This is a genomic window from Leisingera sp. ANG-M7 (assembly GCF_000813965.1).
Taxonomy (GTDB): Bacteria; Pseudomonadota; Alphaproteobacteria; order Rhodobacterales; family Rhodobacteraceae; genus Leisingera.
The window spans coordinates 102,388-117,726 of sequence record NZ_JWLI01000001.1; the positions used below are offsets into that span (position 1 = coordinate 102,388).

Consider the following 15,339-nt stretch of genomic DNA (forward strand, 5'->3'; position numbering starts at 1 on the left):
GCTCTGCTTTTCTGCGGGCAGATTAGCAGTGCAATCCGGCAAGAGTAAGGCTTGGAATGTTCAAGAAAAAGGGGCCTGAAGGCCCCTCCCATTCCTTGGTCTCAGCCCAGCGTCGCCAGGGCCGGGAAGGTCTCCAGCAGCCACCAGGAGAAAGTGGTGAACAATCCGGTGACCAGCATGATGCCGACAAACAGCAACAGGCCTCCCATCACTTTCTCAATCAGCCCCATATGGCGCTTCATCTTGTTCATCAGCGTCATCGACCGGTTGAGGAACATCGCTGCCAGCAAGAACGGCACGCCCAGGCCCGCGGCATAAACGCCCAGCAGAATGGTGCCGCGGCTAACCGAAGCCTCAGAGGCCGCCAGCGACAGAATTGCCCCCAGCTGCGGGCCGATACAGGGTGTCCAGCCAAAGGCAAAGGCAAGACCCAGCACATAGGCGCCAAGGGCGGAACCACCAGACTCGCCGGCCTCCATTCTCGCCTCGCGGTCCAAGAGGGGTATGCGGAACACCGACAGGAAGTGGAGGCCGAAGATGATCACCACAACACCTGAGACCTGCGCGAAAAGTTCCTGATTCTTCAGCACAAATGCACCAAAGGCCGAGGCCGTGAAGCCAAGCAGCAGGAACACTGTCGACAGCCCCAGCACAAAAAACAGTGCGGCGATGATTGCCTTGCGGCGCGCGGCGACAGTGCCCTGCATCTCGCCAATGGTCACACCGCTCATATAGGCCAGATAAGGCGGCACAATCGGCAGCACGCAGGGAGACAGGAAACTGATCACGCCGCCCAGCAGCGCCACCAGCATGGCAGGGAGCAGCCCTGCGTCGATGATCTCGATTCCAAACATGTTCCAACACTTATGTCAGCCGCGGACCAACGTCACGGGGACGGCTGGTCACATCCTTGTGGACAGCATGAAACATCCCGCTTATCTGCACACCATGACCGAGATCAAAGAGACCGTAGACGCAATCGGGCTGCTTTGCCCCCTGCCCGTCCTGAAGGCCCGCAAGCGGCTGAAATCGCTGCAGCCTGGCCAAGTTCTTGAGCTGCTGGCGGATGATCCCGCGGCAGTGATCGACGTGCCGCATTTCTGCAATGAGGCAGGCCATGAGTTTCTTGGCCACAGCGCCGGTGACGGTCATCAGATCTACTTGATCCGCAAAGTCAGCTAAGACTTCACGAACCGGTATTGTGCTTCGCGGCAAGCGGAATTCGGCGCGAATTCCGGCCCGGAACACAACGAAGTTTTTGACTGTGGAGCACCACCAGCAAGCAAAAAAGAAAGGCAGGCCAAACGGCCCGCCCTTCCCAAAATCATTTCCTTTCAGCCTCAGCCGCCCATCGACCACCAGCCGCGGCGCTTGGGCTTGGGCGGGGATGCCGGTTCCGGCTCCGCCTCCGCACCGGCCATCGCGGGCTCCGGCTGTTTTTCTTCCTGCACAGGTGCAGCCTCTTCTGCGACAGGCTCTTCAGCGGCGGGTTCTGCTTCCGCCTCTGGCTCTGCAGCAGCGGTTTCCGCTTCGGCTTCTTCAGCGCTTTCTGTGGAGGCCTCTTCAGTCTCTGCCGACGCTTCCTCTTGCGCAGGGGCTTCTTCGGCGACTGCAGTTGCGGCTTCAGCCTCGGCAGCGGGCTCCGCTACAGGTTCTGCGGCCTCAGCCACCGGTGCGTCAGCTGCCTCGGCAGCCTCCTCAGCCGCCACCGGCGCCTCAGCAGCTTCAACCGGCGCCGCCTCTTCGGCTGCGGCTTCTTCACCAGCAGCGGTTTCCGCCTCTGCAGGCTTGGCCTTCGGCTTGCGCGAGCGGGTACGGGTGCGGGAGCGTTTCTTCCCCTTCACCTCTTCCGCAGGTGCTTCCTCGCCTTCACCAGCAGGCTCGGACGCCTCGGCAGCTTCTTCCTTGGGCTGTTCCTGGTCGTCAGACGCCTCTTCGCCAGTCTCGCCAGCCTCACCGTTCTGAGACTGCTCGCCATTGCCACCCTTCCGACGGCGGCGGCGGCGGCGCTTGCGCTTGGGCTTGTCGTCCTGAGATGTGTCTTCATGCGCTTCCGTTTCGGAAACAGCAGTACTCTCTTCCTCGTCCTGCTTGGTCTCTTCCGCATCCACCTGATCCATGATCGAGGTGTCCACAGAAACCACAGGCGCGGTTGCCGCCGGAACGGTACGCGACGCGGTCTTGAATTTCTCAAGCACAAAGTCCGGGCTGACCAGATGCGCGTCGCCTTCGATACGCACGGACAGGCCGTAGCGCGCCTCGATCTGGGCGATGTGCTCGCGTTTCTGGTTCATCAGGAAGTTGGCGATAGACACCGGGCAGCGCACCAGCACTTCGCGGGAGCGGCGGCGGGTGCCCTCTTCCTCGATCTGACGCAGGATCGACAGCGCCATCGAATCGTCGGAGCGGATCAGACCAGTGCCATGGCAGTGCGGGCACGGCGCGGTGGTGGCCTCGATCATGCCGGGACGCAGGCGCTGGCGCGACATTTCCATCAGGCCAAAGCCCGAGATCCGGCCCACCTGGATGCGGGCACGGTCGGTCTTCAGCTTGTCCTTCATGCGCTTTTCGACGGCGGCGTTGTTCTTGCGCTCGTCCATGTCGATGAAGTCGATCACGATCAGACCGGCAAGGTCGCGCAGGCGCAGCTGGCGCGCCACCTCTTCGGCGGCCTCCAGGTTGGTCTTGAGCGCGGTTTCCTCGATCGAGCCTTCCTTGGTGGCGCGGCCGGAGTTCACGTCGATCGCCACCAGCGCCTCGGTCACGCCGATCACGATGTAGCCGCCGGATTTCAGCTGCACTGTCGGGTTGAACATGCCCGCCAGGTAGCTTTCCACCTGGAAGCGCGCAAACAGCGGCAGCCCGTCCTGGTAGTGCTTCACATTCTTGGCGTGGGACGGCATGATCATCTTCATGAAGTCCTTGGCGATGCGGTACCCGCGGTCGCCTTCCACCAGAACCTCGTCGATTTCGCGGCTGTAGAGGTCGCGGATCGAGCGTTTGATCAGGTCGCCTTCTTCATAGATCTTGGCCGGTGCGATGGATTTCAGCGTCAGCTCGCGGATCTGCTCCCACAGGCGCTGCAGGTATTCATAGTCGCGCTTGATCTCGGACTTGGTGCGCTTGGCACCGGCGGTGCGCACGATCAGGCCCGCGCCGGTCGGCACGTCCAGTTCGGTTGCAATGTCCTTCAGTTTCTTGCGGTCGGCTGCGTTGGTGATCTTGCGGGAGATGCCGCCGCCACGGGCGGTGTTGGGCATCAGCACGCAGTAGCGGCCGGCCAGCGACAAATAGGTGGTCAGCGCCGCGCCTTTGTTGCCGCGCTCTTCCTTGACGACCTGCACCAGCAGTACCTGGCGCACCTTGATCACTTCCTGGATCTTGTAGCGGCGCGGACGCGGTTTGCGCGGCGGACGGATGTCTTCGCTGTCGTCCTCGTCGGCAACCGACTCGATGCTTTCGTCCTTGGAGGTGGCATCTGCACGGCTGGTTTCGCCGTCGTCATCGCCTTCCTCGTCGCCGTCAGCAGCGCCCTCTTCTGCCTGAACATCTTCAGCAGCGGCCGTTTCATCTGCAGCCGCAGTTTCTGCCTCAGCTTCGGCTTCGCCAGCTTCAACCGCGGCGTCTTCAGCCGGTGCCTCGGCGATCTCTTCTGCAGCGTCCTCCGCAACGGCGTCGGTCTCTTCTGCATCCCGTGCAGCCTCTGCGGCCTCGCCCTCTTCCGGCTCTTCCACCGGGGTGTCGGCGACACGTTCCATCGGCGAGGAACCTTCCGGAACCTCGGCGAGTTCTGCCGGGACGTCCGCAGCTTCTGTGCTGTCGGTCAGATCAATGGTTTCCATACCAGCGATTTCACTGGCCGCCGCCTCAGAGGCCTCGACCTCCTTGGTTTCCACGGCATCCTTGGACGACGCCTTAGCTGCCTTGGCAGAGGATTTAGAGCGGCGCGAGCGCTTGGGCTTGGCCGGTTTTTCTTCCTCGTCTTCGTCGCGGGCGCGCATCGCCTCGGCATAGGCGCGCTCTTCCTCCATCAGGGCCTCACGGTCCGCGACGGGGATCTGGTAGTAATCCGGGTGGATCTCCGAAAACGCCAGGAAACCATGACGGTTTCCGCCATAGTCCACAAAGGCCGCCTGCAGGGACGGTTCGACGCGGGTTACTTTTGCGAGGTAGATGTTGCCAGCAAGCTGGCGTTTGTTTTCGGATTCAAAGTCGAACTCCTCAACCTTGTTTCCATCGACCACCACAACGCGGGTTTCTTCCGCGTGGGTGGCGTCAATAAGCATCTTCTTTGCCATGGTTCCTTGGTGCACCTGCCCTGTGCGCCCGCAAGCCTCCTGCTTCCAGGCGGCCGCGCGCGTTTCGGGTGGTGTCTTGTCAGGGCGATAATGGACGGCGCGGTGCAGCAGGTGGTCCCGGGGTCTATGCCCGGCCTTCCTGCCTCAGTGCTCTTCGCTCTCGCGCGCGTCATCGCGGTTCTTCTCCGGCAGCCGGGCGTGCCCGTGCCTGCCTTGTTATCCCTGCACCGGCGGTAATTCCGGTTTGGGCGCTAAACTGCCCTCTTGGTTCAAGAGGGCCAATCGGTCTGGCTGCTGCTTTCTCGGATCATGCCGGACAAAAGCAAAAGCCAGCGAAACTCTTCAGAACGGGCGGATCCATATGCCGGTTTCCAGCCCGTTGCGCCAGCATAAGGCCTGTGGATAGGTAATGACAATGGACATTCGTCATCGGCGGCCTGAAAATGCAAACGGCCTGCCCCTAACAGGCAAGCCGTTAATTTTTAGTTAGTTTCCAAGGCCGTGCCGAAAACCAACCCAAGCTCAGAAACCAAGGACCAGCGCTTTCCTGCCCGATATTGGCGTCAGGAAACGGCTTACTCCAGAAGTCAGGCCAGGTAGTCCGAACGCTGCAGGCCGTATTTCGCCATTTTCTCGTTCAGCGTCCGGCGCGGCAGGCACAGCTCGTCCATCACGCTGGCAATCGAGCCTTTGTGGCGGCGCATAGTATTGTCGATAAGCATCCGCTCGAACGCTTCCACGTACTCCTTCAAAGGCTTGCCCTCGGTGGTCATCACCGGCTGCATTTCCTCGTGATCGGACATCAAGAGCGACGCAATGGTGCCAGAGCCGCGGCGCGACTGCAGCACAGCACGTTCCGCGATGTTGATCAGCTGGCGCACGTTGCCCGGCCAGGGCGCCTGCAGCAGCTGCGCGGCTTCCTGGGCGCTCACCTGCGGCGCGTCGCAGCCGTATTCCTCGGAAAACTGCTCGCTGAGGCGGGTGAAAAGAGTCAGGATATCCTCGCCGCGCTGACGCAGCGGCGGCACGGTGATGCGCAGGGCTGCCAGGCGGTAGAACAGATCCGGGCGCAGCGCGTCCTCACAGGTCTTGCCCGCTTCCTGCAGGTTGGAGATAGCAACAATCCGGGTTTCAGCCGGGGTGCCCTGCTCATTGATCACACTCAGCAGTTTGGCCTGCAGGGTTTCTGACAGCGCGTCGATGTCCTCCAGTACCAGGGTGCCACCGCGGGCCTCTTCGATGGCAGGCAGCATGCTGTCTTCGGGCAGCATCGGACCGAATAGACGCTTGGCCAGCGCCTCCTCCTCCAAAGCAGCGCAGGAAATCAGCACGAACTTCTTGCCTGCACGGCTTCCAACCGCATGCAGCGCGTGAGCCACCAGTGTCTTGCCAGTGCCGGTCTCGCCGTCAATCAGCACATGGCCGTCGGCCTGGCCCAAGTCCAGAATATCCTCGCGCAGCCGCTCCATCACCGGGCTCTGGCCGATCAGCTTTTTCATGATCTGGCCGCCGTCGGACAGTTCGCGCCGCAGCACTCGGTTGTCGAGCGTCAGCCGGCGTGCACCAGTGGCGCGTTTGGCAAGCTCCGACATACGATCCGGATTGAAAGGCTTTTCCAGGAAATCGAAGGCACCGACGCGCATCGCTTCCACCGCCATCGGCACATCGCCATGGCCGGTGATCATGATCACCGGCAGGGCGCTGTCACTGCCCATCAGCTTCTTCAGGAACTGCATGCCATCCATGCCCGGCATCTTGATGTCGGAGATCACGATACCCGGATAATCCGGGCCGAGCACCTTCAGCGCTTCCTCGGCGCTGGAGAAAGTCTCCGTGTCATAGCCAGACAGCGCCAGCCACTGGCTGATCGACTGCCGCATATCCTGTTCGTCGTCCACGATCGCGATTTTCATAGCCTGGGCCATGCGCGTTCACTCCTAATCACTCCGCGCTGCCTATTCGGCAGCTTCGATACCGTCCACCAGGACCGGCAATTGCATTTCAAAGACCGCCCCGCCGTTCTGCCCGTTGCGGGCGGTCAGCCGTCCCCCAAGGTCGTTGACGATCCCCGAGGAGATGGCAAGCCCCAATCCAACCCCGTCGCCGGGCTGCTTGGTGGTGTAAAAAGGCTCAAACAGATTGTCGAAGTCCTTGATACCCATCCCGTTGTCACGCACCGACAGGGTTGCTGTCTCACCCGCTGCCAGCAGGATTTCCACCTCAGGGTCCGCCACGGATTTGGTGGCGTCCAGCGCATTGCGCAAGAGGTTGACCATCACCTGTTCCAGCCGCATCCGGTCGCCCATTACCATAACAGGTTCTTCCGGCAGGATGCGGGTTATTTTCACATGGCGCTGGCGCAGCTGCGGCTCCATCATCGACAGGCTGGAGGCCAGCGCATCGCCCAAGTTTACAGGGCTGAACGCGTCGCCGCCCTTGCGCGCGTAGGATTTGAGCTGCCGTGTGATTGCGCCCATCCGCTCGATCAGATCATCAATGCGCCCGAAGGAGGCCAGCGCCTCGTCCGGACGGTTCCGGTTCAGCAGCAGACGCGCACCGGCCAGATAGGTTTTCATCGCCGCAAGCGGCTGGTTCAGCTCGTGGCTGACAGCGGCAGACATTTCACCCAAAGCCGCCAGTTTTGAGCTCTGAGCCAGGCTTTGCTCCGCCACGGCAAGGGTCTTTTGCATGCGTTCACGCTCGGCGATTTCCCGCTGAAGGCGAGCGTTCAATACGCGAAGCTCTGCCGACTCGCGCTGGAACAGCGCCATGCGCAGCGCGGTCTTACGGCTGAGCGCATAGAAGGCCAGCGCCAGAAGGATGGCGAATCCCATGATTTCCAGCGCCAGTACCGCATTTACCCGTTCGCGGACGGATGAATAGGTGGTGAAAGTGGCCATACGCCACCCTTGGAACGGGACCCGGGTTTCCAGCCGCATCACGGCTTCGCCCTGCAGGTAGGCATCCGGCGGTAACGCCGTCCAGTCCGTGGTGGCGCGGATCGCCCGCTGGATGGCACCTTCGGGCGTTTGCAGGGTCAGGGCGTCGGCCTCCTGCAGCCCGCGCCAGCGCGCCTCTGTTGCGAGGATGATATTGCCGGTGCTGTCGGTGACCAGAACCGCATCCGAGATCCCTGCCCAGGCGCGCTCGAACTTCTGCAGGTCGACTTCAACCACAATCGCCCCCAGCACCCCCGTCGCATCGATCACACGGCGGGAATAGGTGAAGCGGTACCCGCCCACTTCTCTTGGGATGACGGAAAACACCGTCGACTTTGCGCGCACCGCATCGACGAAATAGGCGGCGTTGCGGTGGCTTTCCCCCAGCCGGTTGCGATCGGTCGCCGCCACCGTGCGCCCGTCTTGCGCCAGCAGCATGATTGAGGCCGCGCCGATTTCATCGACAAAGGAAATCAGCCGCTGGGTCGACAGGGAAAAATCACTGGACTGAAGCGCAGAGATCAACGTTTGGTCGCGGGCCAGAAGCTGCGGCACGATGGCGTGCTGGCGCAGCTCGCTCAGCAGGTTGCCGGAGTACAGCGCCAGCCGCAGCTCAGCGCGGTTGCGGGTGCTTTCGGTGAAACGGTGGGTCAGCGCCCGGTTGGTGGTCCAGACCGTGACTGCAGCCACAGCCATGAACAATACAAGCGCAAGCCGCGCCCGCCACGAAATCGTGCGGGATCCGGACTTGGGCTTGTTTTTGGTCTCATCAGAGCGCGTGGCGGTCATAAAGATACCCTATGACCGCCACGGCATATCCTCAAGTCACGCAGCGGTGACCATCCCCGCCAATGCGCGGAAGACTGCCGCGCCGTCGGTGCCGCCGTGGCCCTCGTCCGCGGCCCGTTCCGGGTGCGGCATCATGCCAAGAACACGGCGGTTTTCCGACAGGATGCCGGCAATGTCAGCGACCGACCCATTCGGATTTTCTTCGTATGTAAAGGCCACGCGGTCCTGATCCTGCAGCGCCTTCACGGTTTCCGCATCAGCAAAGTAATTGCCGTCGTGGTGGGCAATCGGCACACCGATCACATCACCTGCATTGTAGCCCTGGGTAAAGACGCTCTCGGAGGTCGCCACCTTCAGGTTCACGGTGCGGCAGATATACTTCAGCCCCGCATTGCGCAGCAGTGCGCCCGGCAGCACGCCGGTTTCGGTCAGGATCTGAAAGCCGTTGCAGACGCCAATCGCGTAACCGCCGCGGTCCGCATGCTCAATCACAGCCTTGCAGATCGGCGACTGGGCTGCGATGGCGCCGCAACGCAGGTAATCGCCATAGGAAAACCCGCCCGGCACGCCGACGATGTCCACGCCCTCGGGCAGCGTGCTGTCCTTGTGCCAGACCATCGACACGTCGAAACCGGCCTGCTCAAACGCCACCGCCAGATCGCGGTCGCAGTTCGAACCCGGGAAAACAACAACCGCCGCCTTCATCAGGCCATCTCGATGCTGTAGGATTCGATCACGGTGTTGGCCAGCAGCTTCTCGCACATCGCTGTCACGTCTGCCTCGGTGGCGCCTTCGGCCAGGTCCAGATCAATCACCTTGCCCTGACGCACACCCTCGACCTTGTCGAAGCCCAGAGCGCCAAGCGCGTGGCGCACGGCCTCGCCCTGCGGATCCAGAACCCCGTTCTTCAGCATCACATGCACCCGTGCCTTCATCGCATCATCCCTCAGGTTTTCGATGGCGAAGCCCTGCCGGGCTTCATCTTTTCAAAAATACTCAAAGACCCGCGGCGCTGCAGGCGCTGCGGGTCTTTATCTCAGTTCACCAGCGTCGGTTTGCCCGGCGCGGGCGGATTGTTCGGCATCACACCCAGACGGCGTGCCACTTCGCTGTAGGCATCCGTGAGGCTGCCCAGGTCGCGGCGGAACACGTCCTTGTCCAACTTCTGGCCGGTCTTGATGTCCCACAGACGGCAGCTGTCGGGGCTGATCTCGTCAGCAATCACCAGGCGCTGGAAGTCGCCCTCGTAGATCCGGCCGATCTCGATCTTGAAGTCGACAAGCCGGATACCCACAGCCAGGAACACACCGGACAGGAAGTCGTTCACGCGCAGCGCCAGGCTCAGGATATCATCCATGTCCTGCTGGCTGGCCCAGCCGAAGGCAGCGATATGCTCTTCGGTGACCAGCGGATCGCCCAGGGCATCATCCTTGTAGCAGTATTCCACCACCGGGCGCGGCAGCTGGGTTCCCTCGTCGATGCCCAGGCGCTTGGAGATCGAACCGGCCGCATAGTTGCGCACAATCACTTCCAGCGGAATGATCTCGCAGCTGCGCACCAATTGCTCGCGCATGTTGAGGCGCTTGAGGAAATGGGTCGGGACGCCGATCTGCGCCAGGCCGAGCATAAAGAACTCGCTCAGGATGTTGTTCAGGACACCCTTGCCCTCAATCACGTCGTGTTTTTCGGCGTTGAAGGCGGTGGCGTCATCCTTGAAATACTGCACGATAGTGCCGGGCTCGGGGCCCTCGTACAAAGTCTTGGCCTTGCCTTCGTAAATCTTCTTGCGACGCGCCATTGGGAACCTTTCGGGTCAATGCCGGGAATCCGGCCCTGCGATGTGCCGCTCTCATAGTGCAAGGGGGCCTCAGCCGCAAGCTTGCAGCGGCGCGGCGCACCGATACAAGGCAATCCCTCCGCAGCTTGCCGCAGCAGGCACAAGGCCCGCAACGCCGGCACTGCCCGGGAACATCGAAACTAAGGCCTTATCCGGCAAAGTTTTTTCTTGCCCTGCCCCCCTATCACGCTCCTATCATAGATGGGGTTCAACCGGTTAATGAGGATGCACCATGACAACATTTGACGACCGCGAGCAGGCATTTGAAGCCAAATTTGCCCACGACGAAGAGATGCAATTCAATGCGCAGGCGCGCTGCAACAAAATGCTGGGCCTGTGGGCCGCTGGCTTGCTGGGGCTGAGCGGCACGGACGCCGATACATTTGCCGGAACCGTCGTGGCCGCGGATCTGGAAGAGGCAGGCCACGAGGACGTTGTGCGCAAGCTGGAAGACGCGTTGCAGGGCAAAGCCTCCGCGGATGAAATCAGGGCGAAACGCGCCGAACTGCTTCCGCAGGCGAAAGACCAGATCCTGAGCGAGGCTGGCTGAGGCCCTTTGGCGGCTGGCGGGCCGCGGCTTTAACCTTTTGTTTGCCGCGGCAGAAGATTTTAAGGCTGAACACGGCTGCTTGTGCTTTAAGCCATGCCGCATATCATCCTGCGGCGGCGGCTTTGCGGCAGCTTGTCAGTGATTTCATAATGAAGATGAGGAAAATGAAATTGCCCCTGCCCGCCTGGCGTGAGACAGGGGAAGACCACAATTTTGCCGCCCTGCCTGCAGGGGCGGCGCGCTGACACGGGACACAACTGATGACAAACACCTTCAAACAGCTGCTGGACGCCAGGGACGTGCTGCTGGCGGATGGCGCGACCGGCACCAACCTGTTCGCCATGGGCCTGCAGTCCGGCGACGCACCGGAGCTGTGGAACGTCGATGAGCCCAAGAAAATCCTGGCGCTTTACCAGGGGTCGGTTGATGCGGGCAGCGACCTGTTCCTGACCAACAGCTTTGGCGGCACCGCTGCACGCCTGAAGCTGCACGAGGCACAGGGCCGCGTGCGCGAATTGAACCGCATCGCCGCCGAACTCGGCCGCGAAGTCGCCGACAAGGCGGAACGCAAGATCGCCGTTGCCGGCTCTGTCGGCCCGACCGGCGAAATCTTTGAACCCGTTGGCGAAATGTCCCATTCACTGGCGGTTGAAATGTTCCATGAGCAGGCCGACGCGCTGAAAGAAGGCGGCGCCGATGTGCTGTGGCTGGAAACCATTTCCGCACCGGAAGAATTCCGCGCCGCAGCCGAGGCCTTCAAACTGGCGGATATGCCCTGGTGCGGCACCATGAGCTTTGACACTGCAGGCCGCACCATGATGGGCGTGACCTCCTCTGATTTGGCGCAGCTGGTGGAAGAGTTCGCCAACGCGCCGCTGGCCTTTGGCGCCAACTGCGGCACCGGCGCCTCCGACATCCTGCGCACCGTGCTGGGCTTTGCCGCCCAAGGCACAGAGCGCCCGATCATCTCCAAGGGCAATGCAGGCATTCCGAAATACGTCGACGGCCACATTCATTATGACGGCACCCCGGAATTGATGGGCGAATATGCTGTGATGGCCCGCGATTCCGGCGCCAAGATCATTGGCGGCTGCTGCGGCACCATGCCTGACCACCTGCGCTCCATGCGTGATGCGCTGGACAGCCGCCCGCGCTGCGATGCACCGGCGCTGGAGAAAATCGTCGAGGTGCTGGGCCCCTTCACCTCTGAAAGCGATGGCACTGGCGAGGATGCAGCAGCAGGCGGCGAGCGCCGCGGCCGCCGTGGCCGCCGCCGCGCCTGACCGCTAGCTGGCACAGACAGAACGAAAGGCGCCGCGTCTTCACACGCGGCGCTTTCTTTCGGCCTGCCCGACCTATCCGGTGATACTAAAGCCGCTTATCCCAGGGTCCGGATCGGTTCTTTCCGTCAGCACATCCTTGACCGAGGCTGCCCCGGGGCCGCGGCCCATTTTGCGCACCATATCCGCGACACTGGCTGCAGGGCCCATCAGCAAGGCCCTGACCGAACCGTCGGGTTCATTCCGGACCCAGCCGGTCAATCCATGACGCAGCGCCTCTGCCCGCGCCCAGGTGCGGAAAGCCACGCCCTGCACGCGTCCCGTGACGCGCGCCTTCATAGCAACTATGCTCATTGGACACGCTCCTTCTTGTCAGAGTGATGTCAACCTTAGCACACTTCAGCCGCCCGGATTGTTCAACAACCGGTCAGAACAGCGCCAGCTGATCACCTGGCTGCGGCGGCCGCGCAAAAAGATCGCAACGCAGTGCCTCCGTCCGCTCCCGCAGACCCAGCCGTTTGCAGGCCGCCTTGAAGCGCTGAGCGATCATCTCGGCATAGCGCCCCTCGCCCCGCATCCGATGCCCCCAGCGCGGGTCATAATCGCGCCCGCCGTGCATCTCGCGCAACCGCGCCATCACCTTGGCCGCCCGGCCCGGCGCATGTTCTGCCAGCCACTCCTGCCACAGCTCCGACACTTCCCGCGGCAGCCGCAGCATGATCCAGCTGGCGGCATCAGCCCCAGCCTCCGCTCCCGCGGCCAGCAGTGCCTCCAGCTCATGATCCGTCAGCCCCGGCACAACAGGCGAGGTCATCACCCGCACCGGCACCCCGGCCGCAGTCAACCGCCGGATCGCAGCCAGCCGCCGGGCAGGCAGCGGCGCCCGCGGCTCCATCCGGCGGGACAGGTCCGGGTCCAGTGTGGTGACGGAAACCCCCACCCGCACCAGCCCCTTGGCCGCCATCGGTGCCAGGATGTCCAGATCCCGCTCCACCATTGCTCCCTTTGTCACGATTGCCACCGGGTGGTTGAAGTCGCGCAGCACCTCCAGGCAGGCGCGCGAAAGGCGCAGATCCCGCTCGCAGGGCTGATAGGGATCCGTGTTGGTGCCAAGCGCAATTGCAGCCACCCTGTAGCGCGGTGCCGACAATTCCTTGCGCAGAACCTGGGAAGCGTTCGGGCGCGCAATCAGCCGGGTTTCAAAATCCATCCCTGGCGACAGTCCCAGATAAGCATGGGTGGGCCGCGCGAAACAGTAAATGCAGCCATGCTCGCAACCGCGGTAGGGATTGATAGACCGGTCGAACGGCAGATCGGGCGAGCGGTTGTAAGTGATCAATGTGCGCGCCGTTTCCTGGCGCACCTCAGTGGGAATCACGGCATCCTGCAGTTCCTGGAACCAGCCATCATCCACCCCTTCCCGAACCATCTCGAAACGGCCTGCCGCATTGCTGAGGCTGGCGCGCGTTTTGCGGCGCATGGTGTGTGGCGTGTTTTCAGGCAGCATAGGCGCAAAATAGCGCCCGAAAGAGAACAAATAAAGAACAAATGGGCGAAATCGAAGATTTCCATGTGGAATCTTCATTATTCTTGCGCCGGAATTGTCTCTATACGTCGGTTAGAAACGCGGCAATGTCGCAAATAATGCAGTTCGCAAACAGCATTCTGTCACAAAAGCCTCAGAAATAGGCCAACACGGGGGATTCCCCCGTCAGCAAGGATTAGGCGCATGTCGGACGAAGAAGACATCATCCTCTCGGAACTCGATGACGAGGAACTTGTTCAGCAGATGTTTGACGACCTCTATGATGGTCTCAAAGAGGAAATCGAAGAAGGCGTGAATATCCTTCTGGAACGCGGCTGGGTTCCCTACGACATTCTGACCAAAGCGCTGGTTGGCGGCATGACCATCGTCGGCGCCGACTTCCGCGACGGCATCCTGTTCGTTCCTGAAGTGCTGCTGGCGGCAAACGCGATGAAGGGCGGCATGGCCATCCTGAAGCCGCTGCTGGCCGAAACCGGCGCGCCGCGCGTGGGCTCCATGGTCATCGGCACCGTCAAGGGCGACATCCACGACATCGGCAAAAACCTGGTGTCCATGATGATGGAAGGCGCAGGTTTCGAGGTTGTCGACATCGGCATCAACAACCCGGTCGAGAACTACCTGGAATCGCTGGAAGAGCATAAGCCGGACATTCTCGGCATGTCGGCTCTGCTGACCACCACCATGCCCTACATGAAAGTGGTTATCGACACTATGGTCGAGCAGGGCCTGCGCGACGATTACATCGTGCTGGTTGGCGGCGCACCGCTGAACGAAGAGTTCGGCAAGGCAATCGGCGCCGACGGTTATTGCCGTGACGCAGCCGTGGCCGTGGAAATGGCCAAGGACTTCGTTGCGCGCAAGCACAACTCGATGAGCGCCTGATTTGGCACGCAAAGGACGTGCAGCCCGCTTGACAGAGCGGGCTGCATTCCGCCCGCCGACCGGGCGGACGCTTGAGGAAACATCCCTCACCGAACAGGGCTTGGCCGCCCCTGAAAAGAAGACCGGCCGCATCCTGCTGATTGCTTGCGGTGCACTGGCGCGCGAGATCCTTGCCATCAAGGATGCGAACAGTATGGATCACATCGACCTCACCTGCCTGCCTGCCAAGCTGCATCTTAATCCCGAGCAGATCGTGGACGCCGTCGACGGCGCCGTGGCCAAGCATTCAGCCGTTTATGACAAGATTTTCGTGGTTTATGCCGACTGCGGCACTGGCGGCGCGCTGGAGCGTAAATGCGCTGAATTGGGCGTGGAGATGGTGGCAGGCCCGCATTGCTATTCCTTCTTCGAGGGCAACGAGACCTTTGCCCGCCATTCGGAAGAAGGCGAAATTACCGCTTTCTACCTCACAGACTTTCTGGTCAAGCAATTCGACGCCTTTGTCTGGCGCCCGATGGGCCTCGACAAGAACCCGGAGCTGCGGGACATGGTGTTCGGCAATTACACCAAGCTAGTCTACCAGTCCCAGGTCAGCGATCCCAAACTGGTGGAAAAAGCGCGAGAATGCGCAGACCGCATGGGCCTGGCGTTCGAACACCGCCACACCGGTTATGGCGATCTGGAAACCGCCATGACAAACTGGGCCCGGTAGCCCTCTTCATCTTTCCGGAAATACTCCGGGGAGCACGAGGGGCCGACCCCTCGGCCCGCTTCAGGCCTGCGCCATCGCGGTTTCGCGGATCCGTTCGATCATGGCGCGCAGACCGTTGGAGCGCTGCGAGGACAGATGCTCATTCAGCCCCAGCCGTCCCAGCTCAGCCTTGGCATCCACCGCCGGAACCTCTGTCAGCGCCAGCCCGTTGTAGAGGCAGCGCAGCACCGCGATCAGACCGCGCACAATCATCGCGTCGCTGTCACCGTCAAACCGGAATTCTCCGCCTTCGATCGTGGCATGCAGCCAGACCTGGCTGGCACAGCCGTCCACCTTGGTCGCAGGCACTTTCAGCGCTTCGTCGAGCGGCTCCATTGCCTTGCCCAGATCGATCACATGGCGGTAACGGTCCTCCCAGTCCTCCATGAACTCGAAGTCTTCAACGATCTCTTCAAAGGCGGCAGTGGCCATCGTCGGTCAATCCTCTAAACCCGCATTAGGTGCAG

Annotated in this window: 15 protein-coding genes; 5 read left to right on the top strand and 10 right to left on the bottom strand. The window is 61.8% G+C overall.

What is annotated here, in order from left to right; all coding sequences use genetic code 11:
* Window positions 1-101: 101 nt before the first annotated feature.
* Window positions 102-854 (bottom strand): cytochrome c biogenesis CcdA family protein, encoded by a 753-nt coding sequence (locus RA26_RS00480; protein WP_039178387.1) that lies wholly within the window; start codon window positions 852-854, stop codon window positions 102-104.
* A gap of 94 nt (window positions 855-948) precedes the next feature.
* Between RA26_RS00480 and RA26_RS00485 the strand changes: the two genes are divergently transcribed.
* Window positions 949-1,182, top strand: a complete 234-nt coding sequence (locus RA26_RS00485) for a sulfurtransferase TusA family protein (protein ID WP_039178390.1) — start codon at window positions 949-951, stop codon at window positions 1,180-1,182.
* 158 nt (window positions 1,183-1,340) lie between these two features.
* Here the strand turns inward: RA26_RS00485 and RA26_RS00490 are convergent, their stop codons facing one another.
* From RA26_RS00490 to purC, 6 genes are all read right to left on the bottom strand, one after another.
* Window positions 1,341-4,298 carry an Rne/Rng family ribonuclease gene (locus RA26_RS00490; protein WP_039178392.1) on the bottom strand — a complete coding sequence of 986 codons (2,958 nt, stop codon included), beginning with the start codon at window positions 4,296-4,298 and terminating at the stop codon, window positions 1,341-1,343.
* Window positions 4,299-4,885: 587 nt separating this feature from the next.
* The gene (locus tag RA26_RS00495) at window positions 4,886-6,223 is read right to left on the bottom strand and encodes a sigma-54-dependent transcriptional regulator (protein ID WP_039178395.1); all 1,338 of its coding nucleotides are present in this window, start codon (window positions 6,221-6,223) and stop codon (window positions 4,886-4,888) included.
* 30 nt (window positions 6,224-6,253) lie between these two features.
* The gene (locus RA26_RS00500) at window positions 6,254-8,026 is read right to left on the bottom strand and encodes an ATP-binding protein (RefSeq protein ID WP_039178398.1); all 1,773 of its coding nucleotides are present in this window, start codon (window positions 8,024-8,026) and stop codon (window positions 6,254-6,256) included.
* A 36-nt stretch (window positions 8,027-8,062) separates the two neighbouring features.
* Window positions 8,063-8,731 (bottom strand): phosphoribosylformylglycinamidine synthase subunit PurQ, encoded by a 669-nt coding sequence (purQ, locus tag RA26_RS00505; RefSeq protein ID WP_039178401.1) that lies wholly within the window; start codon window positions 8,729-8,731, stop codon window positions 8,063-8,065.
* Complete coding sequence (gene purS / locus RA26_RS00510) at window positions 8,731-8,961, bottom strand: phosphoribosylformylglycinamidine synthase subunit PurS (RefSeq protein WP_019297460.1); 231 nt, start codon at window positions 8,959-8,961, stop codon at window positions 8,731-8,733. Before purS ends, purQ begins: the two co-directional genes overlap by 1 nt.
* A 101-nt stretch (window positions 8,962-9,062) precedes the next feature.
* Window positions 9,063-9,824: a phosphoribosylaminoimidazolesuccinocarboxamide synthase gene (purC, locus tag RA26_RS00515; RefSeq protein ID WP_019297459.1), complete on the bottom strand. Its 762-nt coding sequence runs from the start codon at window positions 9,822-9,824 to the stop codon at window positions 9,063-9,065.
* A gap of 271 nt (window positions 9,825-10,095) precedes the next feature.
* On the opposite strand from purC, the gene RA26_RS00520 reads away from it, so the two are divergent.
* Together RA26_RS00520 and bmt are read left to right on the top strand one after the other, a co-directional pair.
* Window positions 10,096-10,413, top strand: a complete 318-nt coding sequence (locus RA26_RS00520) for a DUF1476 domain-containing protein (RefSeq protein WP_039178402.1) — start codon at window positions 10,096-10,098, stop codon at window positions 10,411-10,413.
* 260 nt (window positions 10,414-10,673) lie between these two features.
* On the top strand, window positions 10,674-11,696 hold the full coding sequence (gene bmt / locus RA26_RS00525; RefSeq protein ID WP_039178405.1) for a betaine--homocysteine S-methyltransferase: 1,023 nt from the start codon (window positions 10,674-10,676) through the stop codon (window positions 11,694-11,696).
* 72 nt (window positions 11,697-11,768) lie between these two features.
* Here bmt and RA26_RS00530 read toward each other — a convergent pair whose 3' ends face one another.
* Both RA26_RS00530 and RA26_RS00535 read right to left on the bottom strand, forming a co-directional pair.
* The gene (locus RA26_RS00530) at window positions 11,769-12,047 is read right to left on the bottom strand and encodes an acylphosphatase (RefSeq protein ID WP_039178409.1); all 279 of its coding nucleotides are present in this window, start codon (window positions 12,045-12,047) and stop codon (window positions 11,769-11,771) included.
* Window positions 12,048-12,120: 73 nt separating this feature from the next.
* Entirely contained in the window at window positions 12,121-13,173 is a 1,053-nt protein-coding gene (locus tag RA26_RS00535; protein WP_193747567.1) for a PA0069 family radical SAM protein, read from the bottom strand.
* A 249-nt stretch (window positions 13,174-13,422) separates the two neighbouring features.
* Here RA26_RS00535 and RA26_RS00540 point away from each other — a divergent pair, with 249 nt between their 5' ends.
* Entirely contained in the window at window positions 13,423-14,121 is a 699-nt protein-coding gene (locus tag RA26_RS00540) for a corrinoid protein (RefSeq protein WP_039178412.1), read from the top strand.
* A gap of 1 nt (window position 14,122) precedes the next feature.
* Window positions 14,123-14,833 carry a DUF1638 domain-containing protein gene (locus RA26_RS00545; RefSeq protein WP_039178415.1) on the top strand — a complete coding sequence of 237 codons (711 nt, stop codon included), beginning with the start codon at window positions 14,123-14,125 and terminating at the stop codon, window positions 14,831-14,833.
* A 60-nt stretch (window positions 14,834-14,893) separates the two neighbouring features.
* Here the strand turns inward: RA26_RS00545 and RA26_RS00550 are convergent, their stop codons facing one another.
* Complete coding sequence (locus tag RA26_RS00550) at window positions 14,894-15,304, bottom strand: SufE family protein (RefSeq protein WP_039178417.1); 411 nt, start codon at window positions 15,302-15,304, stop codon at window positions 14,894-14,896.
* Window positions 15,305-15,339: the final 35 nt, after the last annotated feature.

What these genes read in the sequence shown, in the direction of transcription:
- RA26_RS00480 (WP_039178387.1), bottom strand. Translation starts at nt 854, where the DNA reads ATGTTTGGAATCGAGATCATCGACGCAGGGCTGCTCCCTGCCATGCTG.
- RA26_RS00485 (WP_039178390.1), top strand. Translation starts at nt 949, where the DNA reads ATGACCGAGATCAAAGAGACCGTAGACGCAATCGGGCTGCTTTGCCCC.
- RA26_RS00490 (WP_039178392.1), bottom strand. Translation starts at nt 4,298, where the DNA reads ATGGCAAAGAAGATGCTTATTGACGCCACCCACGCGGAAGAAACCCGC.
- RA26_RS00495 (WP_039178395.1), bottom strand. Translation starts at nt 6,223, where the DNA reads ATGGCCCAGGCTATGAAAATCGCGATCGTGGACGACGAACAGGATATG.
- RA26_RS00500 (WP_039178398.1), bottom strand. Translation starts at nt 8,026, where the DNA reads ATGACCGCCACGCGCTCTGATGAGACCAAAAACAAGCCCAAGTCCGGA.
- purQ (WP_039178401.1), bottom strand. Translation starts at nt 8,731, where the DNA reads ATGAAGGCGGCGGTTGTTGTTTTCCCGGGTTCGAACTGCGACCGCGAT.
- purS (WP_019297460.1), bottom strand. Translation starts at nt 8,961, where the DNA reads ATGAAGGCACGGGTGCATGTGATGCTGAAGAACGGGGTTCTGGATCCG.
- purC (WP_019297459.1), bottom strand. Translation starts at nt 9,824, where the DNA reads ATGGCGCGTCGCAAGAAGATTTACGAAGGCAAGGCCAAGACTTTGTAC.
- RA26_RS00520 (WP_039178402.1), top strand. Translation starts at nt 10,096, where the DNA reads ATGACAACATTTGACGACCGCGAGCAGGCATTTGAAGCCAAATTTGCC.
- bmt (WP_039178405.1), top strand. Translation starts at nt 10,674, where the DNA reads ATGACAAACACCTTCAAACAGCTGCTGGACGCCAGGGACGTGCTGCTG.
- RA26_RS00530 (WP_039178409.1), bottom strand. Translation starts at nt 12,047, where the DNA reads ATGAGCATAGTTGCTATGAAGGCGCGCGTCACGGGACGCGTGCAGGGC.
- RA26_RS00535 (WP_193747567.1), bottom strand. Translation starts at nt 13,173, where the DNA reads ATGCGCCGCAAAACGCGCGCCAGCCTCAGCAATGCGGCAGGCCGTTTC.
- RA26_RS00540 (WP_039178412.1), top strand. Translation starts at nt 13,423, where the DNA reads ATGTCGGACGAAGAAGACATCATCCTCTCGGAACTCGATGACGAGGAA.
- RA26_RS00550 (WP_039178417.1), bottom strand. Translation starts at nt 15,304, where the DNA reads ATGGCCACTGCCGCCTTTGAAGAGATCGTTGAAGACTTCGAGTTCATG.